This is a genomic window from Flavobacterium sp. 90 (assembly GCF_004339525.1).
Lineage (GTDB): Bacteria > Bacteroidota > Bacteroidia > Flavobacteriales > Flavobacteriaceae > Flavobacterium.
In genome coordinates this window covers 4,023,729-4,048,521 of record NZ_SMGE01000001.1, presented here as the reverse complement: position 1 = coordinate 4,048,521, position 24,793 = coordinate 4,023,729, and the positions used below count along the sequence as shown (strand labels likewise).

Below are 24,793 nucleotides of genomic sequence, written 5' to 3'. Positions count from 1 at the left end.
AGAACACCTGTAGAGAGTTGAAAATTCAACTTTCAAGGCGCCTTGTTAATTACTTAAAACCAATACAAAGAAATGAAAAAAAAATTAAACATATACTCATTGCTTTTTCTCCTGCTATTTTCGGCAGGAATTAATGCCCAGAATACCACGCCACTTATTCAATCTAAACTTGACGGAACTGTTGTTGATGATGTTACTAATCAACCCATTATAGGAGCTTCTGTTGTTATTAAAGGAACAACACACGGAGTTCAGACAGATGCTGAAGGAAAATTTTATTTTCAAACAGGACAAAAATTCCCTTACACTTTAATAATAACTTACATAGGATATAAAAAAGCAGAAGTAGTTGTAGACAAAAATCCTGTTACCATTAACTTAAAAGAAGAACGTCAGGAACTGGATGAATTAGTAGTTGTAGGTTATGGTTCTCAAAAGAGAAAAGACATTACGGGTTCTGTGGCATCGGTTCCAAAAGCCAATTTATCTCAAGTTACTTCGTCTGCAGATAATTTGTTAAGAGGAGCAATTCCCGGAGTGGTAGTTACACAAAGTTCAGGTCGTCCCGGAGCTTCTTCAAGTGTTCGTATTAGAGGAGGAAATTCTATTACAGCAGGTAACGAACCTCTTTATGTAGTTGATGGAATCCTGATTTATAATGACAATAATAATAGCACGGCTGGTGTTACAAATGCCGGTGCAACTGTAAATGTTTTGTCTACTATTAATCCCGCAGATATAGAATCTATTGAGGTTTTAAAAGATGCTTCTGCTACAGCAATTTACGGATCTCGTGGTGCTAATGGAGTTGTAATTATTACTACTAAAAAAGGTGTAAAAGGACAAGATAACATTTCATACCAAGGATATATTGGATTTCAAAATGTTTCGAAAAAATTACACTTAATGAATGCCAGCCAATGGGCAAGTTTGCGTAATGACGTTCAGGCAAGTATTGGTCAGGCCCCTTCATTTACTCCGGCTCAAATAGAAGCTTTTAAAACTTCTGGAAGTTACAACTGGCAAGATGCTGTTTTTAGATCTGACGCTCCAATTCAAAATCATCAATTATCATTTTCAGGCGGAGACGATCGTTCTCGTTACGCAATCTCAGCAGGTTATTTTCAACAAGACGGAGTTGTTATTGCATCAGATTTTAAAAGAATTTCGCTTCGTGCTAATTACGAAAGAAATTATTCTCAGAATTTTAAATTTGGTGTAAATGCAAATTACAGCAATTCAGTTTCAAATGGTATTGGTACAAATGGTGGTGCAGCTGCCGGAAGACAGCCAAATCCATTGGTTGTAGCTTTATACCAACCGCCTGTAGTTCCTATTAAAAATGCTGATGGAAGTTACAATCTAACGAATAATCCATATGCAACTGCAACTAATGGTATTATTCCTAACCCAATTAATGATTTGGTTAGTACAACTAATGAAACAAAAATCAACAGAATTCTAACGAGTTTATTTGGTGAATACAAAATCACAAAAAAGCTTACTGCAAAAGTTGCTGTTAGTGGAGATGTTATCAATACAAAACAAAACTATTATGCACCATCAACTACAACTTCAGGAGCGGGAACTAAAGGTTTAGCATCTGTTGGAGACCGAATTGTAAGTTCTGTATTGAACGAAAACACCTTAAATTACAATACTAATTTCGGTGAAAACCATAAATTCTCAGCTTTAGGAGGATATACACTTCAATACACTCAAGGTGAAGTTGTTAATGCAGGAGCACAAACTTTTGTAAACGACTCAAATACATACAACGCTTTGCAGGATGGTGTTCCGGTAAAACCTTATAGCGATGCATTTGAAAGTGTATTAAAATCATGGTTAGCCAGAGTAAATTATTCTTATAAAGGAAAATATAACTTCACATTGTCTGCACGTGCGGATGGTTCTTCAAGATTTGGATCTGAGTCTCTTTGGGGTTACTTCCCTTCTGCAGGTTTTTCATGGAATATTACAGATGAAGAATTTGCTAATCATATTAAAGGTGTAACAGAAGCAAAACTTAGAATTACTGCAGGAACAACAGGAAATCAAGAGATTGGAAACTACCTTTCTCTAGCTCAAATGGGATCTGTAAATTATGCTTTTGGAGGTACTTTGCAAACTGGTTTAGCACCAACGAGATTAGCAAATCCAGATTTGAAATGGGAAAAAACAGATCAATATAACATAGGTTTAGATTTATCATTATTAGAAAGAAGAATCAATTTTGTATTTGATGTTTATTACAAGAAAACAAACGATTTATTAATAAATGTACCAATTCCACTTACTTCTGGTTATGCAACGGTGCTTCAGAATATTGGGGGTGTTGAGAATAAAGGTATCGAGATTGGCTTGATTACAGAGAACATCAAAACTGAAAACTTCTCCTGGAATTCGAACTTTGTATTCTCTGCTAATAAAAACAAAGTAGTTTCTATAGGAAATGGTGTTAATCAATTTTTTCCAGTAGTTCCAAACGGATCATTATTGCAACAACAACCCGTAACTGTAAAAGTAGGATTGCCTCTAGGAACTTTCTGGGGATACAGAACTGCAGGTATTTTCCAGACTCAGGAAGAAATCAATACACAACCTAAAATCAACAGTTTAGCCAATACTAAAATTGGAGACAGAAAATACGTTGATACAAACGGAGACGGTGTAATTACCGCGCTTGACAAAGGAAATCTTGGAAGTTCTCAACCAAAATTTGTGGGAAGTTTTAGCAACACCGTTTCTTATCACGATTTTGATCTTAATTTTTCTTTCCAAGGATCTTATGGCGGAAAAGTATTTAATGCTTTAAACCAACAATTAGAAATTTCTACGCTTGGAACAAATGCTAATGTTACTCTTGATAATCGTTGGACACCAACAAACACCAATACTGATGTTCCAAGAGCAACGAGTTCTCCACTTGGAATTGTTTCGGAGCGTTATATAGAAGATGCTTCATTCTTAAGATTAAAACTAATCACTTTAGGATACACATTACCTAAAAGCCTTTCGTCAAGATTGGGAACAAAAAGCATCAAATTTTATGTTTCTGCCGAAAACTTAATCACATGGACAAAATACACCGGTTTTGATCCTGAGGTAAGTTCTTATGAACAAAACAATTTATATCCCGGAATTGATTTTGGTGCTTATCCAAACTCCAAAACATTCATTTCAGGTCTAAACGTAACTTTCTAAGTAAAAAAATATACACAATGAAAAAGATTATCATAACAATACTATTAAGCGCCGGTTTATTTTCGTCGTGCGCAGATTTAGAGGTAACACCTACCTCTTTTGTAACCGAAGACAATTACTTTAAAACCCAAGACGATGCCGTTGCAAGTGTAACCGCTGTTTATGCTTCTTTGAGTCTTGATCCGGGAGAACAAAGTTTATTTGGTAGAAACTTATATTTCTTAACAGATATGGCTTCTGATTATGCAGCGGCTGGAGTTTCTGCAACAAACCCGCAAGTTAGAGCTTTGAGCAGTTTAACACATGATGCAACTTCTGATCGTGTTCAGGTGGCTTGGCGCCAAATTTACGCTGGAATCAACAGAGCCAACGTAGCAATTGACAATGTACCTAAAGTAGCTGGTAACGAAGTTGTAAAAACCAGATTGATTAATGAAGCAAAATTCATAAGAGGATTATTGTACTTTCAAGCCGTACGTCTTTGGGGCGGAGTTCCGATTGTTTTACACGAACCAACATCTATACAATTAGAAAGTCTTAAATCAAGAAGAGAAACAGTTGATGCGGTTTACACTCAGATCATTAAGGATTTAAATGATGCAGAAGCTTTGCCAGCAACATATCCTGCAACTGATGCCGGACGTGCTACATCTGGGGCTGCAAAAGCTATTTTAACAAAAGTATATTTGACTAGAAAAGATTATCCAAATGCAATCTTGAAAGCGAGAGAAGTTATCAACGGAGGTTACGGATATGCATTATTCGAAAACTTTCAGGATATCTTCACTAAAACAAAAAAGAACGGAAAAGAACATATTTTCTCTGTGCAGTTTGAGCCAAATCAAGCCGGAAACGGATCAAGCGGAAGCACTTTTCAAGCCACTTCTTTTACAGGATTTACGGCTACAGAACCAGCAGATATTATCTCAGACGTAGCATTATTCTATGATATTTATGCTGCCGGAGATGTGAGAAGAGATGTTAGTTATGCGAAGACTTTACCAATTCCAGGTACAGCAAACGTATATACTTTCCCAAAACCAATCTTTAAAAAATATTTGGACTTAACCAATTTAGCAACACCAGGAAACGTGGCGATTAACTTCCCGCTTATTCGTTATGCCGATATTTTATTATCTCTTGCTGAATCTATTAACGAACAAGGAGCACCAACACCAGAAGCTTACGAATTGATTAACCAAGTAAGAAGAAGAGCTTTTGCAAAACCAATTAACACGCCAGATCCAACAGTAGATTTAGTAGGATTAACACAAGTTACTTTTAGAGCCGCTATTCAGGAAGAACGCAAAAAAGAGTTTGTTCAGGAAGGACAACGTTGGTTTGATTTAGTGCGTTGGGGAACTCTTGTTACCGAAGTGAAAAAAGTAACGGCTAAAAACTCCGTTTCAGAACGTAATAATCTATATCCAATTCCGCAAAGCGAAAGAAATATTGATCCAGTTGGATTGCCACAAAATCCGGGTTACTAACAAAATGATAAAAAAACTGTTCATCCTCGCCCTATTGGTTGTTACACAATTTCAGCTGTTTGCACAGAAAAAGCAACCTAATATCATCGTCATTTTGGCCGATGATTTAGGTTTCTCAGATATTGGCGCTTTTGGCTCAGAAATCAAAACTCCAAACCTAGATAAGCTCGCCAAAAACGGACTTATCATAAAACAGTTTTACAATGCAGGACGTTGCTGTCCGTCACGAGCTTCATTGCTTACGGGTTTATATCCGCATCAGGCAGGCGTTGGCGATATGGTTCAGGACAAAGGATTTCCAGCCTATCAGGGATATTTAAACGATCATTGCATTACGGTTGGGCAAGCACTCAAACAGGCAGGATACAGTACAATTGTTTCAGGAAAATGGCACGTTGGTTTAGTACCATCAGCGTGGGCGGTTAATCGCGGATTTGATGATTCTTTTACGTTACAAAACAACGGAAGCAGTTATTTTAACTCGCAGCCTTTATATAATGACGGAAGAAAAATTACTTTTTTGAAAGGAGATAAAGAAATTATTCGCACGGATACTTCAACTTATCTGACTCAGGAAATTACCAATTTCGCCATAAGTTCTTTGGAAAAACAACGCAATCAACAAAAACCTTTTTTTCTATATGTTGCTTATAATGCGCCACATTGGCCAATTCAGGCTTTGCCGGAAGATATTGCAAAATACAAAGGCAAATATTTGGAAGGTTGGGATAAATTAAGAGCTAGCCGTTTTAAGAAATTAAAAGAATTGGGAATCATTGATAAAAATTGGGACTTATCCAGTCGTTTTGAAAAAGTACCGGATTGGGAAAAACTAAGCATCGAAGAAAAAGATAAATGGGACACCCGAATGGCAATTTATGCTGCCATGATCGACCGAATGGATGCCGGAATTGGAGAAATTCTGCAGAAAGTAAAGTCGTTGGGAGAAGAAGATAATACAATTGTTCTCTTTCTTTCGGATAATGGAGGAAGTGCCGATGACGTGAAAAACTGGAATTATGTGACACAAAAAAATGGAACACCAGGTTCAGTTGAATCAATTGATAGTTACGAAAGTCCGTGGGGAAATGTGAGTAACACGCCTTTTCAATTATTCAAAAAGAACACGCACGAAGGCGGAATTGCTTCTCCTTTTATTGCTTATTATCCAAAGCATATAAAGGCTGGAACAGTAAGTAACCGAGTAAGTCATGTCATTGATATTTTCCCAACTTGTTTGGAATATGCAGGTTTCCAATATCCTGATTCTTTTCAAGGAAAAAGTCTCACACCATTAGAAGGAATTAGCTTAAAAAAAGAATTTGAAGGACAACATTCTGATGCACATGAAACCTTGTTTTGGGAACATGAAGGCAGCAGAGCAGTTAGAAAAGGCAATTGGAAGGCTGTAGCCGAAAACAATCGGCCTTGGGAATTATACAATCTTGCTACGGATAGAACGGAAACAAAAAACCTAGCAAAATCAGAACCCAAACTGCTCGAATCCCTGATTGAATTACACCAACAATGGTCACTAAAAGTAGGTGTAGAAGATTGGAATAAAATAAAATAGCAGAATTAAACAGTGATTACGAATTAAATAACTAAAAATTTAATCTAATGAAAAAGTTTAAAAATAACATTACAATCAAAAGTCAGCAAAAAGGACTTTTGATTACTGCATTACTTCTTGTACAATTGAGTTTTGCGCAAACAAAACCAGAAGAATTTAAAGGAGTTATTGGTAAAACCTTAGCCGAATCTAAAGAATATTGGCCGGAACCCGTTACAGCTCCTAAAGGTGCTCCAAATGTGGTTTGGATTATTCTGGATGATGTAGGTTATGGAGCTTCAAGTGCTTTTGGAGGTCAAATAGAAACTCCGGTTTTAGAGCGTTTAGCCAACAATGGATTGCGATATACCAATTTTCATACAACGGCAATTTGTGCTCCTACCCGCTCCGCTTTATTGACCGGAAGTAATTCTCATAAAGTGCATGTTGGAGGATTTTCTCATACAATTATGTCGGCAGGATTTCCGGGTTGGGACGGAAGATTACCTTCTAAAAACGGAACTATTGCAGAGATTTTACGCGATAAAGGATACAATACTTTTGGTGTAGGTAAATATGGAATAACGCCTGACGAGGAAGCAACAGATGCAGGACCATTTGATCATTGGCCAACCGGAAAAGGATTTGAACATTTCTACGGATTTTTGGGTTCTGCTACAGATCAGTACAAACCAGATTTAATCGAAGATCAAGTTCATATTACGCCTGACGGAAGACATCTTAGCGAACAAATTACCGATAAAGCGATTAGTTATATTCAGAAACAGCAAAAAGCAGCACCGGGAAAACCGTTCTTTTTATATTATTCTCCGGCAGCCGTTCATGCACCTCATCAGGTAGCTCAAAAATGGAGCGATCCTTATAAAGGTAAATTTGACGATGGCTGGGACGCTTACCGCGAAAAAACATTGGCTAACCAAAAGAAATTAGGCGTTATTCCTGCCAATGCTGTTTTACCGGAACGCAATTCGCTTATTGCAGATTGGAAAAAACTAACGCCGGATCAAAAGAAAGTATATTCAAAATTCATGGAAGTTTATGCCGGATATTTGACTTATACCGATTATGAAATTGGAAGATTGGTTAATTATTTAAAAGAAAGCAATCAACTGGAAAATACCGTAGTTTTTGTTTTAATTGGAGATAATGGAGCTAGTAAAGAAGGAACTTTACAAGGAGCTGTAGACAGACAAACCTACGTAAATGGTGATACTGAAGAAAAAATATTCCAAAATAACTTAAACAGAATTGGAGAAATTGGAACTCCTCAAACATACACTAATTATCCTTTGGGTTGGGCGCAAGCAACTAATACACCTTTCAAATACTGGAAACAAGATGCCAATTCTGAAGGAGGAACTCACAATCCGTTGATTGTTTATTACCCAAAAGGAATAAAAACTCCGGGAATCAGAACGCAATACAGCCACGTAATTGATATTTTGCCAACAACTCTTGATATTTTGGGCGTTAAAGCACCAGAATCTATCAGAGAAGTTAAGCAAGATACCATTCAGGGATATTCTTTTTACAATTCCTTGAATGATGCAAAATCTGTTTCGGCACATAAAATTCAACATTATTACATCTTTGGATCAAGAGCGATTTATAATGACGGTTGGAAAGCAGCCGCGGCGCATCATCCAAATTCAATTGAAGTTAAAGAAGCGTTGAATAATAAAACAAATCTTCCGCCAAATGATTTTGACAAAGATGTTTGGGAATTGTACAACATCAACGAGGATTTTAACGAAAGAAAAGATTTGGCTAAAAAATATCCTGAAAAAGTAGCTGAACTAAAAAAACTCTTCGATCAGCAAGCTAAGAAAAATAACTTATATCCTTTAATAGACTGGCAGGATGTTTACCTGAGGAAAATACATAAAACGCCATCTACCGAAGGAAAATCTGCTCAGGAATTATTGACCAAAGCAAACAAGTAAAAAAATTTACTCAAAAACTCTACTAAATCCATAGATTAATAAATATTAAAAAAAGAAATAATGAAAAAATTTACAATCAACTCAAGAATCAAAAGTCCTAAAAATGGGCTTTTGATTACTGCATTACTAGTTGCACAACTGGGCTTTGCACAAGAAAAACCAGAAGAATTCAAAGGCGTAATTGGTAAAACCCTAGCCGATTCTAAAGAATATTGGCCAGAGCCGGTAAAAGCTCCTCAAGGCGCACCAAACGTAATCTGGATTTTATTGGATGATGTAGGATTTGGGGCTTCAAGCGCTTTTGGAGGTTTGATTCAAACGCCAACATTTGACCAATTGGCAAATAACGGTTTGCGTTATACCAACTTTCACACCACTGCTATTTGTGCTCCTACCCGCGCGGCATTATTAACCGGAAGAAATTCTGGAAGAGTGCACGAAAGCGGTTTCTCACACACTATTTTATCGGCAGGTTTTCCGGGTTGGGATGGTAGAATTCCGTCTGATAAAGGAACAATTGCAGAGATTTTACGTGAAAACGGATACAACACTTTTGCCGTTGGTAAATATGGCGTAACTCCAGACGAAGATGCTACAGATGCGGGACCGTTTGACAGATGGCCAACCGGAAAAGGTTTTGATCATTTCTACGGATTCTTGGGTTCTCAAACAGATCAATACAATCCTGATTTAGTAGAAGATCAAGTTCATATTACGCCAGACGGACGTCACTTAAGCGAATTGATTACAGACAAAGCGATTAGTTATATTCAAAAACAACAAAAAGCAGCACCTGGAAAACCATTCTTCTTGTACTACGCACCGGGAGCAGCGCATGCACCTCATCAAGTAGCTACAAAATGGAGCGATCCGTACAGAGGTAAATTTGACAAAGGCTGGGATGCTTATCGCGAAGAAGTTATTGCAAACCAAAAGAAATTGGGTGTAATTCCTGCCAATGCAGTTTTACCGGAACGTAATCCGTTGATCACAGACTGGAAAAAACTAACTCCGGATCAGAAAAAAGTGTACGCTCGTTTTATGGAAGTTTACGCAGGATTCCTGACGTATACTGATTATGAAGTTGGAAGAGTTGTGAATTACCTAAAAGAAACCAATCAATTAGAAAACACTGTTATTTTCGTGGCAATTGGAGACAATGGTGCCAGTAAAGAAGGAACTACTGAAGGAACTATTAACCAAAGTTTATTTTCTCAAGGAACATCTGACGATGAAAACTTAAAGAAAAACCTAGCTAATATCGACGAAATTGGTACAGCAAAAGGTTTAAATACAAATTATCCTTTAGGATGGGCACAAGCAACAAATGTACCTTTCAAAAACTGGAAACAAGATGCACAATCTGAAGGAGGAACACACAATCCGTTGATTGTTTTTTATCCAAAAGGAATTAAAGAAAAAGGCGGAATCAGAAATCAATATAGCCACGTTACAGATTTATTGCCAACAACTTTGGACATTGCAGGAATCAAAGCTCCGGAATATATCAAATCTGTGAAACAGGATATTATTCAGGGATCGTCTTTATATGCTTCATTAAATGATGCTAAAGCAGAATCTTTACACAAAGTTCAGTATTACTACATTTTTGGAAACAGAGCAATCTACAAAGATGGATGGAAAGCCGGAGCAGCACATTTACCGGATTCATTTGCCTTAAAAAATACTTTGGGCAAAAATGAAAAACCTGCTGCAAGTAATTTTGATGCCGATGTTTGGGAATTATACAACTTAAACGAAGACTTTAACGAACGTAACAACCTTGCTAAAAAATACCCTGAAAAATTAGCCGAGCTTAAAAAAGTATTTGATGAGCAAGCCAAAGAAAACAACGTTTATCCGTTAATCGACTGGCAAGATGTGTACAACAGAAGAATTCATAATTCTGGTGCAGACAAAGGAAAAACACTTCAGGATTTAGTAAAGCAAGTAACTAAAGGCGGAAATACCGAAAACACAGGAAAATCCGGAAGTTCTAACTAATATAAATTCTACAACCTGCAAGGTTTCCAAAACCTTGTAGGTTTAATTTATCATACCCGCAAACGTTGCAAATCATACCTACAAGGTTTTGAAAACCTTGCAGGAAATCCATAAAAAATAATCCCCCTTCAAAGCTACTCAGAGTATTGTAAAAAGTATGTTTAGTAGTTCTAATATTAAAAAAAGTAAATTATGGCAGCAGTAAAACCACTTATCAAAAAAGGCCTTTTTGCCTTGGTTCTTGTAGTAATTGCAGTGAGCTTTTATTACTTAACAATTTGGGTAACTCCTTATTATGTCCAGAAGAAATTTGCAGAGAAAAGTTTGGGTGTTATCAATACGCCTCAATTTGGAAATCAGCCTGATGCTGAAAATAGCAGAGTGATTCCGTTACCAAATCCCGACTTTTTGTATTCTACAATTAATTATGATTTAAACGATCAGGTATTGAAAATCTCAGGAACAGTTCCGGATTCTACTTATTGGTCTATCTCGGCTTATCAGGAAAACACCACTAATTATTTTGTTCAGAATGAAGAACAGGTAAAAGCAAAATTCGAATATTATTTAGCTCTGGAAGGAAGTACATCAGAAGTATTGAAAAATATTCCGAAAGAGAAAATCATCTATAGTCCAACAACAAAAGGATTGATTTTGTTTCGCTATTTAGTTTCGAAAGCATATCCGGTAAAGACTTTGGCTGAATTGCAGCATGGAGTTACGGTAGAGAAATTGGTGAAGTAAAAACTTCAACTCGAAGTTTGTCATTCCGAGGAACGAGGAATCTCCACAAGTAACTCGACAAAGTTTGATGAATTTCTAAGCGGAGCTACTTGCGGAGATTCCTCGTTCCTCGGAATGACAAAAATGCGCAAAAGAAAGGCTTCAAAAAAATACGCATAGTAGAAGCTTTGTCAAAGTTTAAAACTTTGACAAAGCGAAGAAAAAAACAAAATATTCAACTTAAAATCAAATAAAAATGGCTTTAAATCAAAAAATTAAAACAATAGGACTTGCGGTAGCATTGATTATTTTGTCTATTGTATTGGGAAGTGCCGTTGGTGTTTACAACATTAAATCCGGCAAAAGCGATTCGCAACGTATCATTGGGAATTGGCAAACGGTTGATAAAGACAAAGATCTTAACACCGCCGATTTGCTGACAATTGCACAAGTGGCAGTTTATGGACCTTATGCTTTGACCAAAAAAGAAGTGATTTATGTAAGCACAAGTACTGATAGCGAAGGAAACGCATTAGATCCTAAAGCTGATTATATCATAAGCGGAAAAAAACTGGATGCTAAATATTGGAGTATTACTGCTTATGATAAAAATGGGTTTTTAATTAAAAATCCAAACAACAAATATAGTTATAATCTTGAAAATGTAAAGTACGAAACGGATAGTACTTCTTATAAAATCAATCTATCGGGAACGGAGAAAAAAGAAAACTGGCTGCCAATTACCAATGTCGAAAAAGTAACTTTAATCATTCGTTTGTATTTACCATCTGATACACTTAGAAACAACTTAACTGTTGATACACTTCCAACTATTCAGAAGGTAAAATAAGGATTATAACAAATTTTATTAAAAACAATTAAATAAAACTCTACTATATCTATAGAGTTAGAAGTTTTATTTTTTATTTTTACATTTTATTAGCTTAAATACATCTATCATAATAGATTATAAAATATTTAAAAAAGAACAACACACCAAAATTTACCAATTATGAAACGAGTAGACTATGAAATTATAGGAAAAAAAATTATCGTGGGAGCGATCGTTTTTTTAGTTCCGCTAGTAATATTGGCGGGAGGTTTAGCACTAATTAATCAATTTTTAAAATAAGAAATCATGGCAATAGTTCAAAAAGAAAAACTAACAAAAGATTTATTTATCAGTCTTTTAATATACACTTTGCCTGTATTGGCAATTTTCCTTTATTTTAAATTAACGAATGGTGTTGTAGCAGAATCGCACATTGCATTACCATCATTTTTAGAATTTTCGAAACCCGCATTCGAACACATCAGAACTTGGGGATTAACCGTTTTCATGCTTGTTCTGGGAGTTATTGAATTTGGTGCAGGTTTATACGACGACCAATGGACTGGTCAGGAACGTAAAATAGATATCATTTGTTTTCTTGCTCCAAAATTGCTTTTACCGCCTGTAATTGCATTTTTCAGCTTGACTGCTTTACCATATTTAATTCCGAATTTGGCTAATACATTATCATGGGTTCCGTTTTGGGGAGGATTTTTCCTTATTGCAATTGCCGATGATTTAACGCAATATTGGTACCACCGTTTGCATCATCAAGTACCATTTTTATGGAGATTTCATAGAACGCACCATTCGGCTCCATATATGGGAATGGCGATGGCATCGAGACAAAACTTTATTTATACGGTTTTCTTTTCTCAGATTTATTTGACTGCAACTTTAACGTATTTAGGTTTAGGATTGCCTGCTTTGTTTGTTTTGGTAATCAAAAGTATCATCACTTTAGGAGCGCATTCTAGCCTTGCGTGGGACAAACCGTTTTATAAATATAAAGTTTTACATCCGATTGCATGGGTTTTAGAACGCTTGATTTCTACTCCTGCAACACATCATGCGCATCACGCAGATACAAGCGGTGACGGAGTTGGACACTTTAAAGGAAACTTCGGAAATATGTTTTTTATCTGGGATGTTATTTTCGGAACTGGGTTAATCACGCGTAAATTCCCAGAATCATACGGAACAAAATCATACAAACAAGAAGAATGGTACGCACAATTTTTATGGCCAATATTCAAATCTAAAAAAGAAGGATCTCCACTTGCCGAAGGTGTAATTGCGTTTCCATTAAAAGCCAAAACAGTCGAAATTGCTGAACAAACTCCGGTTTTAGAGCAAGTTTAATCTTAATACTACCATGAAAAAAAATAAAATAATAAGAAACAGTATTACAGCCCTAATACTGTTTCTATCAATCGTAGGTTTTTCACAAGAAAAAAGTCCAACAACGGTTTCATTAGACGTGTATTATACTAAAATTAAAGCCGAGAAAAAGCCTCAAATAATTGATGCTCGTGGTCCCGAAGAATTTGCCTTAAACCATATAAATGGTGCTGTAAATTTTAATTTAGAGTTTAAAGATTATGCTGCTCAAGTAGCAAAATTAGACAAAACAAAACCGGTATTTACCTACTCTATTGGCGCCGGAAGAAGTGTGTGGTTAGCAGAAGCTTTATTAAAAAACGGTTTCAGAGAAGCTTATAGTCTTGAAGGCGGAATCGCCAACTGGATTGGAAACGGAAAGCCTTTTTATGCTAATTCTAAAAGTAAATTAACCTTAGCCGAATACAAAAAAATCATTGCTGAAAACAAAGATGTTTTAGTAGATATTGGTTCGATATATTGTGGTGCTTGCAAAAAAGTGAAGCCAGTTTTAGAAACTATAAAAGCACAATACGGAAGCAATCTTAAAGTCGTAGAAATCGATCTGGAAGATAGTCCACAAGTAATCGCTGATTTAAAAACAGTAAAAGTTTTCCCAACTTTGATTTTATACAAAGACGGAAAGATTGTTTTCAAAAAAGAAGGTTTAGGAGATTTGAAAAACGATGTTGATGTGGCTTTGGCTTCGAAATAATCTCAATCATTGTCACAGAGTGTAAGCTTTGTAAAAGTTCAAAACTTTGACAAAGCTCTCGCAGTCATAATCTCCATTTTTGTCATCCCGAGGAACGAGGGATCTCCACAAGTAGCTAGACAAAGAATGTTGACAATCTTTGTCGAGCTAGATGTGTGATTTCTCCTCCGTCGAAATGACAAAAATTCACATAATAACCTAATATGAAAGTCTTTGCAAAATTATTTAACTTTAACAAAGATTGTCGTTAACTACATCATTTCCAAAAAACCAAAAACCAAACCATGGCATTATCCAAAGCAAAAAAGATTATCCTTCCAATAGTTGCGATTATTTTTCTATTGGCGGTATTTTTATTCTGGCCAATAAATACAGATGGAACCTTGATAAAACCCGATCAAAAATTACTTGAAGGAAAAAAGGAATTTCTAGCAGAGAAAGTTCCCACAGAAAGTTCCTTCAAAAAGCCAAATATCATTATTATTCTTGCTGACGATTTAGGGAAATATGACATTTCGTTATACGGAGGAAAATCAACACCAACACCGCAAATAGATTCTTTGGCGGCTTCAGGAGTGACTTTTCAGGACGGATATGTTTCTGCTTCTATTTGTTCGCCTTCTCGTGCTGGAATTCTGACTGGACGTTATCAGGAACGTTTTGGACATGAATTTCAACCCGGAGATCGCTATCCAAAAAACAATCTTGAATATTACGGATTCAAATATTTAATCAATACCAATAATTGGAGACTAAATCCAAAAATTAATTATCCAAACGAAGCTTCTATAGCTACACAAGGTTTGCCACAATCTGAAATTACGTTTGCAGATCTTGCCAAAAGAGAAGGTTATAGTACAGCAATTATTGGAAAATGGCATTTGGGTCACAACAAAGGATTTTTTCCTTTAGACAGAGGTTTCGATTACCATTATGGGTTTTATCAAGCATTTTCGCTTTATACTCCAGAAGATGATAATCCGGATATTATCAACCATCATCATAAAGATTTTACCGATAAAATGATTTGGGGAAATGGCCGCGTCGGGATCGGACAAATTCGTCGTAATACTACAATTATTCACAATAAAGCCTATCTAACAGAGACATTTGCTGATGAAGCTGAAGCTTTTATTGATAGAAATAAAAACAAACCTTTCTTATTATATGTTCCTTTTAATGCGCCTCATACGCCATTTCAGGTTCGTAAGAAATATTACGATCGTTTTCCTAATGTAAAAGACGAAAACAAACGTGTTTATTTTGCCATGATTAGCGCCTTAGATGATGCCGTGGGAAGAATCAGAGCCAAAGTCAAAAAAGAAGGTCTTGAAGATAATACTCTGATCTTTTTTGCGAGTGACAATGGTGGCGCCGATTATACTTTTGCAACTACAAATGCGCCATTAAAAGCTGGAAAGTTTTCTCATTTTGAAGGCGGTGTAAATGTTCCGTTTGCACTTTCGTGGAAAGGAAAAATTAAACCTCATACTATCTATAAAACTCCGGTAAGTACATTGGATATTTTCAGTACAATTGCTGCTGCAATCCATTCTGATTTGCCAAAAGACCGCGTTTATGATGGCGTAGATCTTGTAAGTACCGTAAATAAAAATAAAGAAGCACACAAAACTTTGTACTGGCGTTCCGGCGACGCAAAAGCCGTCAGAAGCGGAGATTGGAAATTAATCATCAGCGGAAAAACACACGAAGAATGGCTTTATAACTTGGCTACAGATAAATCTGAAACAACAGATCTTGCTCAAAAAAATCCGGAAAAAGTGAAGGAACTACACCTTGCTTTACAAAACTGGGAAAAAGGTCTGGTAAATCCTTTATGGCCAAATCTAACACATTACGAATTTGATTTTGGCAAGCAAAAATATTTTGTCGATTTATAGTTCTTCTCATATCCTAACAGGTTTTTAAAACCTGTTAGGTATTTAGTTTTAAAGTCAGCGAAAATCACAATATAAAAATTCGACTAAAGCCAATGTCAATTACAATATATATATATATACTCCAGGTAAAGTTGGAGGCTATTCAAAACAAAAATTTATCCATAAACTAATAAATACCTAACAGGTTTTAAAAACCTGTTAGGATAATAAAATAATACAATGTCAACCCCAACCAAATCATTCAACATTCACGAAGACTGGACTGTCGTAATTCTCGGTTTTATAATCATCGGGATTTCTCTTTTTGTTTTTCTTCCTGAGATTCCTGTTTTCAAATGGTCAAACGGAACCGATTTATTCCAAGATGTATTCGATTTTGAAAACTTAAAGATCCTCGGATTACAATTTTTATATTTCATTTCTATCGGAACTTTCGGCGCTTTCTTAATCGGAAAATCTGTAAAACACTTTTTATTGGGTTTTCCAATCGTTTATATATTAACCGTTATTGCACTTATTATTGCTGGAAATACTGGAGTAAAAGGACTTAATCTCGAAGCTGTAATTTTCAGTTTAGCGATTGGTCTCGCAATTGGTAATTTCTTTCAACTTCCGGATTGGTTTCGATCTGCGCTTTCTACAGAAGTATTTGTCAAAATTGGATTGGTTTTATTAGGAACCAGCGTTATTTTCTCAGACATTCTAAAAGCAGGTTCTTTGGGATTAATTCAGGCTTTAGTCGTTGTATTATCCGTTTGGTATTTTGCTTTTTGGCTGTGCAAAAAACTAAAAGTCGACGATGAATTAACGATGATGATTTCGAGCGCTGTTTCCATTTGCGGAGTTTCTGCTGCAATTGCCACTTCAGGCGCGATTAAAGGTGATTCAAAAAAACTGTCTTATGTTATTTCGATTGTTTTGGTAACGGCGATTCCCATGATGATTTTCATGCCTATAATTGCCAAATACTTCAATTTCCCCGAAGAAGTTACCGGAGCATGGCTTGGCGGAAGTATCGATACATCCGGAGCCGTTGTCGCTTCTGGTTCTTTGGTTGGCGAAACAGCTTTGAAAATTAGTACAATTGTAAAATTCTCTCAAAATGTTTTGTTAGGAATAGCTGCTTTTGCAATTTCCGTTTATTGGACGTATACTCATAATAAATCGGCGGAAGCTATAGAATCAAAACCAACATTAAGCGTAATATGGGAACGATTTCCTAAGTTCGTTATTGGTTTTATTTTGGCTTCATTGATATTTTCGTTCTTAATTACTCCTGAAGTTCGTGACGAAGTAAAAGATAGCTTAAAAAATCTTCAGGGAATTTGGTTTGCATTAGCTTTTACGAGTATTGGCTTAGAAACTAATTTTAAAGATTTGTTGAGTAATAATAGTCGAAAGCCTTTGTATGCGTTTTTAATAGCGCAATTATTCAATGTTATTGTTACTTTGATTATTGCCTTTTTGTTATTTAGTAAATAGTTTTTTTACCATATAAGTTATATAAGTTCATTTTAGAATAAAGTATTTTCGTAACGTGATGCTGATTTAACCGCAAAAAACGCTAAGGTTTACGCAAAGCTCGCAAAGGAAAATTAATAACGCTTTGCGAACTCTGCGTTTTAAAATCTTTGCCGTTAATCTTTTTTAAAGCCAAAGATTAAAAAGATTCTATATAAAGTTCCAGAGGAACGATTCATATTGTAGCAACGGATTTTAATCCGTTGAAACGCAAAGAATTGACATTTTTATCAAAATTAATATTTAAAGCAAGTAAGAAATGTATTTAAAATCACATTTTTCGCTTGCTTTTTTATTTCCCCAAAAACAACAACAAATAATTAAAAATCAACACATTAAAACAACAAAAAGCAACAACGCTCCTACTCTTCAAAAAAATAACTACAGATTTATTTGGATTTCTTTATTTTAAATTTAACTTTGTCTATAGAATTAGTAGAGTTTTAAAATATCATTTAAACCAAACAAACTAAATTTTGAAAACAACAGAAAGCATATCGTATTCCATTCTTCCAAAAAAACACATCTATAACAACTTTTGTTATATGTGTATCTGTTGCTAATTCTGCTATTATAATTTCGCTTAGCGCTGGATTTTATTTCTAATATAAAAGGGGAAATCGAATCTTTTCAAAATACCAAAAATCTCTTATTGCCAATTATAAAACACTGTTTGTTACAAAATTTGTATCAAAAGAGTTGTTGAATTATATCTAAAAAACAAAATGAAAAAAGCATTTATTACCCTTAATCTCTTAATCACATTTGGCTCTTTTAGCCACGCCCAAACTACCTCATCAAAACCAAATATTATTTTAATTCTGGTAGATGATATGGGATATTCTGATTTAGGAAATTATGGTTCAGAAATTAAAACACCTAATTTGGATAAACTTGCTACTGAAGGTTTACGTCTACGCGAATTTTACAATAACTCGATTTGCGCGCCTACAAGAGGATCTTTATTAACGGGACAATATCAGCATAAAGCGGGAATGGGATTTTTTGATGTCAATTTGGGATTACCAGCTTATCAAGGTTATCTAAATAAAGAATCTTTGACTTTAGGTGAAGTTTTTCGTTCCGGTGGTTACAGCACTTTACTTTCGGGAAAATGGCACGTAGGTTCTGAAGATCAGGCGCAATGGCCAAATCAGAGAGGTTTTGATAAATTTTACGGAATCTTAAAAGGCGCTTCAAATTATTTTGATACAAAACCTTTGCCCTTCGGGAAAACACCTTATCCGGTAAAATTAATTCGCAATAACGAAGAATTACATCCAAAAGATGATTCATATTATTTTACAGATGAAATTGGGAATAATGCTGTGACTTTTTTAGACGAACAAAACAAAGAAAATAAACCTTTCTTTTTATACCTCGCTTTTACAGCTCCACATTGGCCTTTGCAGGCAAAACCTGTAGATATTGCCAAATACAGAGGGAAATTTGATGAAGGCTGGGATATTCTTAGAGAAAAAAGGATTGAAAAACTAAAAGCAAACGGCATTTTACCAGCTGATCAAACTGTTGCACCAAGAGATCCTGAGGTTCCGGAATGGAATAAATTATCGTATGACGAAAAACAATTCTGGAAAGCCAAAATGGAAGTTTACGCCGCAATGGTCGATAATATGGATCAGAATGTGGGGAAAGTTTTAGACAAACTAAAAGCTTTAAAAAAAGATAAAAACACGCTGATTATTTTCATTTCCGATAATGGCGCTCAAGGCGGATTTAATACTTATAATCCTTTAGGAAGAGGACTTGTTAGAAATGACGGACCAGTTGGAACTTCTGGATCGTTTGATTATCAGGAACAAAACTGGGCATATTTATCGAATACACCTTTACAACAATATAAAAACAATATGCACGAAGGCGGATTCAGTTCTCCGTTTATTGCGTGGTTTCCATCAAAAATTAAAGCTGGCCGAATTGATAAGGGAACCGGACATATTATTGACCTCGCTCCTACTTTCTATGAATTAGCCGGAATCGAATATCCCAAAGAATATAATGGTGTGACGACAAACCCCTTGGTTGGAAGCAGTTTGTTGCCTGTTTTATTTAATAATGTTTCTCAGGTCGATAGAGGCGCACCATTATTCTGGGAAAGAGCGGGAAACAGAGCGGTTAGGGATGGCAAATGGAAATTGGTTTCGACTTATCCATCTTACGAATGGGAACTTTACAATATCGAAACAGACAGAGGCGAAACCGCAAATGTGGCACAGCAAAATCCGGGAATTGTAAACAAACTTTCGGCTTCGTATTTTGATTGGGCAGATAAAACAGGAGTTGTAGAATACAGTAAATTCAAATTGAAACCTGAAGTAATGCCAGGCGGAGCACTTTTAAAAAAACAATAAGCATTTTCTAATCCTAAAATAAATCGATTATGAATTCATTTTATCAAGAAATAGCAAAACAACATCAACAATTATTAATTCTTCCTGAGAAGAAATTAATTCATAAATTTATTGATGAGTTATTCGCCATATTATTTTCAAACACTTCAAAATCATTTGGATGCTTGACGACGATTGAAAATAAAATTGATGAATTAGAAAAGCAATTCGACGAGCTTGTTTTAGATTTTGCACCTAAAGACGAAAATAGTAAACAACAAACCAAAACGTTCTTTGAAGCGATACCTTATTTACATAAAAAAGCGCTAAACGACGCTCAGACAATTTTTGCCAAAGATCCCGCTGCCAAAACTCTTGCAGAAGTTTTGTATTCGTATCCCGGGTTTTTCGCTATTTCTATTTATCGTTTTTCACATCAATTATGGGAGCAGGATTTAAAACTTCTTGCCAGAACCATATCTGAATATGCACACATAAAAACGAGCATAGAAATTCATCCGGGAGCACAAATAGGAGAAGATTTTGCCATAGATCACGGAACCGGAATTGTTATTGGTGAAACAGCGATTATCGGAAATAATGTTCAAATATACCAAGGCGTGACGCTTGGTGCTTTGAGTGTAAAAAAGGAAGAAGCGTTTATAAAAAGGCATCCGACCATTGAGGATAACGTGATTATTTATGCAAATAGCACGATTCTGGGCGGGCAAACAACTATTGGACACGATTCGCTTATTGGCGGAAATGTTTGGCTTACGTACACGATTCCATCAAATTCAGTGGTTTATCATAAAAATGAAATGAAGATCAAGGACAATAATCCATTTCCCGAACCGATTTTTTATTCTATATAGAATATACCAAAACCAAAATATCAAAAATATCAAACATGAAATACCAAAACATTTTAGAAACCATTGGGAACACGCCCCATATTAAACTGAACAAACTTTTTACGGACCACGAGGTTTGGATTAAACTCGAAAAATCAAATCCGGGTTCAAGTATCAAAGATAGAATTGCATTGGCAATGATTGAAGATGCTGAAAAAAGAGGTCTTTTAAATCCTGATTCAATTATTATAGAGCCAACTTCGGGTAATACAGGAATCGGGCTTTCACTGGTCGCAGCCGTAAAAGGCTATAAAGTTATTATTGTAATGCCGGAATCAATGAGCGTTGAACGCCGAAAAATCATTGAAGCTTATGGTGCCGAATATGTTTTGACTCCAAGAGAAAAAGGAACTTCGGGTGCGGTTGAAAAAGCAAAGGAATTAGCGGCAACTATTAACAATGCTTTTTTACCTTCCCAATTTACAAATCCTGCCAATGTTGAAGTTCACGAAAGAACAACGGCTCAGGAAATCCTTGCCGATTTTCCGGACGGAATTGATTATCTGATTACAGGCGTTGGAACAGGCGGACATATTACTGGAGTTTCTAAAATATTAAAACAACATTTTCCAAATCTTAAAACTATTGCGGTAGAACCTGCTTTATCTCCGGTTTTGAGCGGAGGAATTCCAGCTCCACATCCTTTACAGGGAATTGGCGCAGGATTTATTCCAGAAGTTTTCAATAGAGAATATGTGGATGAAATTATTACCGTTGAAAAAAATGATGCTTTTAATTTTGCTAAAAAACTAACACAAAAAGAAGGAATTTTTGGCGGAGTTTCAACAGGAGCGGCTCTTGCAGGAGTTTCAAAAAAATTAAAAGACATTCCACAGGGTTCTGTGATTCTGACTTTTAATTATGATACGGGAGAACGATATCTTTCGGTTGAAGAATTATTTGGGTTCTTTTCTTAGTTATGAAATTCAACAACTTAAGAGTTTTTTAAAGTAAATTAAACATCTTTTACTTTTAGAAATTTTTATCTTTAATATAAATTTACTTTTAATTCAAATCAAGGATTGAAAGCATATTTTTTGTACCGTTAGGTACTAAATATTGGTAGAAAACAGGAATTGAAATCAATTTAAGCGTGCCGTAGGTACGCAATAATGATCATTTTGTTGCGTACCTACGGCACGCCGATGTATTTTTAAACTAATTACTACCGATATTTAGTACCTAAAGGCACATTAAACTATTGATTTGCATTAATAAAAATAGGCTATGCTATTGAAGACCTATTATATCTTTTAAACAAAAAATAAATTAACCTTTAAACCATTAAATCATGGCTGAATCTAAACAACAACAAACCGCATTAGGCGATGTAGCAGCAAGACAATTAGCAATTGCGACACGTTCGGTTCCGCAAATCGGGACAATATCTCCACGTTGGCTAACACATCTTTTACATTGGGTTCCTGTAGAATCAGGAGTTTTCCGTTTGAATAAAGTAAAAGACGGAACTCATATTGAAGTAGATTGTTCTGCAAGAGACGAAAGAATTTTACCTAATACTTTTGTCGATTATATTGAGAATCCAAGAGAATATAATCTTGCTGCCGTTCAAACTATTGTAGAAGTACATACACGTGTTTCGGACTTATACAGCAAACCATACAATCAAATTTCTGAGCAGCTTCGTTTAGCAATTGAAACAATCAAAGAACGTCAGGAAAGCGAATTAATCAATAATAAAGATTATGGTTTATTGAGCAACGTTGCTCCTTCTCAAATCATAAAAACAAGAACTGGCGCGCCAACTCCAGATGATTTAGACGAATTATTGACTAAAGTCTGGAAAGAACCAGGTTTCTTCCTTTTACATCCATTGGCAATTGCAGCTTTTGGTCGTGAGTGTACACGTCGTGGTGTTCCGCCTCCAACAACTTCTTTATTTGGATCACAATTTTTAACCTGGAGAGGAATTCCGCTTATTCCATCGGATAAATTGCCAATCGTAAATGGTAAATCAAAAATCATACTTTTAAGAACCGGAGAAAGCCGTCAGGGCGTTATCGGACTTATTCAGCCAGGTTTACAAGGCGAACAATCTCCTGGATTATCAGTTCGTTTTATGGGAATAAATGAAAAAGCAATCGCTTCTTATCTTGTATCTCTATATTGCTCACTAGCAGTTTTAGTAGATGACGCCATCGCAGTTCTTGAAGATGTAGAAATAGGAAAGTATCATGAGTATAAATACTAACAACAACGGTTTACCTAACATTGACGATTTGCAAAATTTGGCAAACGAATTGTTCAAGGCTTTACCCAACGAATTCCCGAAAGAGATTTCGTTGAGTCCGGATAAAAGCGAACATCCTCGTGCGACTAAAATTGCCGAAACGTTATTGCAATCGGGCGGCGCTAATATATTAGCGCCAATCCCAACGCAAAATCCGGTAAATATAGCGCCAACTCCTAATTCCTTCACTGGTTTTGGAGTAACGCCAACTGTTACTAATTATGGAAGTAATACTGGTGCCTCGGCTTTATATCCAAATGCCGGAGCGGGATTTGATCCTCAAAGCGGTGTTACAACGTCAGGAATTCAGGAAGATTATAATCTGAATATGAACGATCCGCAGACTGGTTTTTATGATCATAATTTAAAAAATGGAGGTTCACCACAATTGACCGAAGATAAATTTTTCTCTGATTTATTGCTGAACAATCAATATTTGCCTTTTCAAACCGAAAATTCTTCTTTTGAAATTGAATTACAAGCAGCTTTGGCAACGGTTGATACGCAATTTAAAAGACGTGATATTTCTCCATCAAGTGGAAATGGACCTGGAAATAACTATTATTTCTTAGATCAGAATCCTTTTGTTTTTGATAAAAAAAGTCCAAATGCAATTGTACGAAGCACTCTTGGATCAACAGAACTGAACGGAATTATAGGTACTAATTTTAATGCAGAATTAATCAAGAAAGATTTCCCGATTCTACGTGAAACAGTAAACGGAAAACCTTTAGTTTGGTTTGATAATGCGGCAACGACTCAAAAACCACAATCGGTAATTGATCGTATTGCGTATTTCTATGAACATGAAAACTCGAATATTCACCGTGCTGCACATGAACTTGCTGCTCGTGCATCTGATGCTTATGAAGCTGCTCGCGAAAAAGTAAAAACTTTTTTAAATGCGACTTCTGTAAACGAAATTGTATTTGTTCGCGGTGCCACAGAAGGTATAAATTTGGTTGCACAAAGCTGGGGAGATCATAATCTGGTTGCCGGAGACGAAATCATAGTAAGTAATCTGGAACATCATGCTAATATTGTTCCGTGGAAAAGATTAGCTGATAAAAAAGGATTGAAACTTCGTGTAATTCCGGTAGATGATGACGGTCAAATTCTACTTGATGAATATGCAAAATTGCTGAATCCTAAAACACGTTTGGTTGCTTTTACACAAGTTTCAAATGCATTAGGAACTGTAACTCCTGCTAAAAAAATTGTCGAAATGGCGCATTCCGCTGGAGCGAAAGTTTTGATAGATGGCGCACAATCGGTTTCGCACATGAAAGTTGATGTTCAGGATTTAAATCCGGATTGGTTAGTTTTCTCAGGACACAAATTATTTGGTCCAACAGGAATTGGCGCTTTATACGGAAAAGAAGATTTACTGAACGAAATGGAACCGTATCAAGCGGGCGGAAACATGATTCAGGATGTAACTTTTGAGGAAATAAAATACCACAAAGCTCCCAATCGTTTTGAAGCCGGAACCGGAAACATTGCCGATGCAATTGGTCTTGGAGCTGCAATTGATTATGTTACCAAACTAGGCATTGACGCAATTGGACAATACGAACATTATTTGTTAGAATATGCCACAAAACTGCTCAAAGAAATTCCGGGCGTTCGATTGATAGGAACCGCTAAAGATAAAGCAAGTGTACTTTCTTTTAATCTGCAAGGATATTCAAACGACCAGGTTGGACAAGCGCTTAACAAAGAAGGTGTTGCCGTAAGAACCGGACATCATTGTGCTCAGCCTATTTTGAGAAGAATGGGCGTTGAAACAACCGTTCGTCCTTCACTAGCATTTTATAACACGACACAAGACGTTGATACCTTTATAAAAACGTTGTGGGAACTTAAAAAAGTTAGGTTTTAAAAATAAAAAAGCCAATGCTTTATAAACATTGGCTTAAAGAAATAGTTACTTTTTTTGATATTTTAAGTAATTATAACCAGAAGGCGTTCGCTCAGGCGAACGCCTTTTT

The 24,793-nt window shown here is 35.8% G+C and carries 16 protein-coding genes; all 16 read left to right on the top strand.

Annotated elements, in window-relative coordinates; all coding sequences use genetic code 11:
* Window positions 1–72 precede the first annotated feature (72 nt).
* The 16 genes from C8C83_RS17035 (at window position 73) to C8C83_RS16960 (ending at window position 24,684) form a co-directional block, all read left to right on the top strand.
* Entirely contained in the window at window positions 73–3,204 is a 3,132-nt protein-coding gene (locus C8C83_RS17035; protein WP_132011822.1) for a TonB-dependent receptor, read from the top strand.
* A 17-nt stretch (window positions 3,205–3,221) separates the two neighbouring features.
* Window positions 3,222–4,694 carry a RagB/SusD family nutrient uptake outer membrane protein gene (locus C8C83_RS17030; protein WP_121329607.1) on the top strand — a complete coding sequence of 491 codons (1,473 nt, stop codon included), beginning with the start codon at window positions 3,222–3,224 and terminating at the stop codon, window positions 4,692–4,694.
* Between the two features lie 4 nt (window positions 4,695–4,698).
* On the top strand, window positions 4,699–6,267 hold the full coding sequence (locus tag C8C83_RS17025) for an arylsulfatase (protein ID WP_121329606.1): 1,569 nt from the start codon (window positions 4,699–4,701) through the stop codon (window positions 6,265–6,267).
* 47 nt (window positions 6,268–6,314) lie between these two features.
* Window positions 6,315–8,210 (top strand): arylsulfatase, encoded by a 1,896-nt coding sequence (locus tag C8C83_RS17020; protein WP_121329605.1) that lies wholly within the window; start codon window positions 6,315–6,317, stop codon window positions 8,208–8,210.
* 60 nt (window positions 8,211–8,270) lie between these two features.
* A complete protein-coding gene (locus tag C8C83_RS17015) occupies window positions 8,271–10,214 on the top strand; it encodes an arylsulfatase (protein WP_121329604.1) in 1,944 nt (647 codons plus the stop codon).
* Between the two features lie 192 nt (window positions 10,215–10,406).
* Window positions 10,407–10,958: a DUF1254 domain-containing protein gene (locus C8C83_RS17010; protein ID WP_121329603.1), complete on the top strand. Its 552-nt coding sequence runs from the start codon at window positions 10,407–10,409 to the stop codon at window positions 10,956–10,958.
* A 235-nt stretch (window positions 10,959–11,193) separates the two neighbouring features.
* Window positions 11,194–11,787 (top strand): DUF1214 domain-containing protein, encoded by a 594-nt coding sequence (locus tag C8C83_RS17005; RefSeq protein ID WP_121329602.1) that lies wholly within the window; start codon window positions 11,194–11,196, stop codon window positions 11,785–11,787.
* Between the two features lie 288 nt (window positions 11,788–12,075).
* On the top strand, window positions 12,076–13,131 hold the full coding sequence (locus C8C83_RS17000; RefSeq protein WP_121329601.1) for a sterol desaturase family protein: 1,056 nt from the start codon (window positions 12,076–12,078) through the stop codon (window positions 13,129–13,131).
* A gap of 13 nt (window positions 13,132–13,144) precedes the next feature.
* The gene (locus tag C8C83_RS16995; RefSeq protein WP_121329600.1) at window positions 13,145–13,864 is read left to right on the top strand and encodes a thioredoxin domain-containing protein; all 720 of its coding nucleotides are present in this window, start codon (window positions 13,145–13,147) and stop codon (window positions 13,862–13,864) included.
* 284 nt (window positions 13,865–14,148) lie between these two features.
* The gene (locus C8C83_RS16990; RefSeq protein ID WP_132011821.1) at window positions 14,149–15,765 is read left to right on the top strand and encodes a sulfatase-like hydrolase/transferase; all 1,617 of its coding nucleotides are present in this window, start codon (window positions 14,149–14,151) and stop codon (window positions 15,763–15,765) included.
* Between the two features lie 219 nt (window positions 15,766–15,984).
* Entirely contained in the window at window positions 15,985–17,247 is a 1,263-nt protein-coding gene (locus tag C8C83_RS16985) for a putative sulfate exporter family transporter (RefSeq protein WP_121329599.1), read from the top strand.
* A gap of 764 nt (window positions 17,248–18,011) precedes the next feature.
* On the top strand, window positions 18,012–19,658 hold the full coding sequence (locus C8C83_RS16980; protein ID WP_121329598.1) for an arylsulfatase: 1,647 nt from the start codon (window positions 18,012–18,014) through the stop codon (window positions 19,656–19,658).
* A gap of 29 nt (window positions 19,659–19,687) precedes the next feature.
* Complete coding sequence (gene epsC, locus C8C83_RS16975) at window positions 19,688–20,512, top strand: serine O-acetyltransferase EpsC (RefSeq protein ID WP_121329597.1); 825 nt, start codon at window positions 19,688–19,690, stop codon at window positions 20,510–20,512.
* Between the two features lie 35 nt (window positions 20,513–20,547).
* On the top strand, window positions 20,548–21,468 hold the full coding sequence (gene cysK, locus C8C83_RS16970) for a cysteine synthase A (RefSeq protein WP_121329596.1): 921 nt from the start codon (window positions 20,548–20,550) through the stop codon (window positions 21,466–21,468).
* Between the two features lie 374 nt (window positions 21,469–21,842).
* Window positions 21,843–22,763 carry a family 2A encapsulin nanocompartment shell protein gene (locus C8C83_RS16965; protein ID WP_121329595.1) on the top strand — a complete coding sequence of 307 codons (921 nt, stop codon included), beginning with the start codon at window positions 21,843–21,845 and terminating at the stop codon, window positions 22,761–22,763.
* Entirely contained in the window at window positions 22,747–24,684 is a 1,938-nt protein-coding gene (locus C8C83_RS16960) for a family 2A encapsulin nanocompartment cargo protein cysteine desulfurase (protein WP_121329594.1), read from the top strand. Before C8C83_RS16965 ends, C8C83_RS16960 begins: the two co-directional genes overlap by 17 nt.
* Window positions 24,685–24,793: the final 109 nt, after the last annotated feature.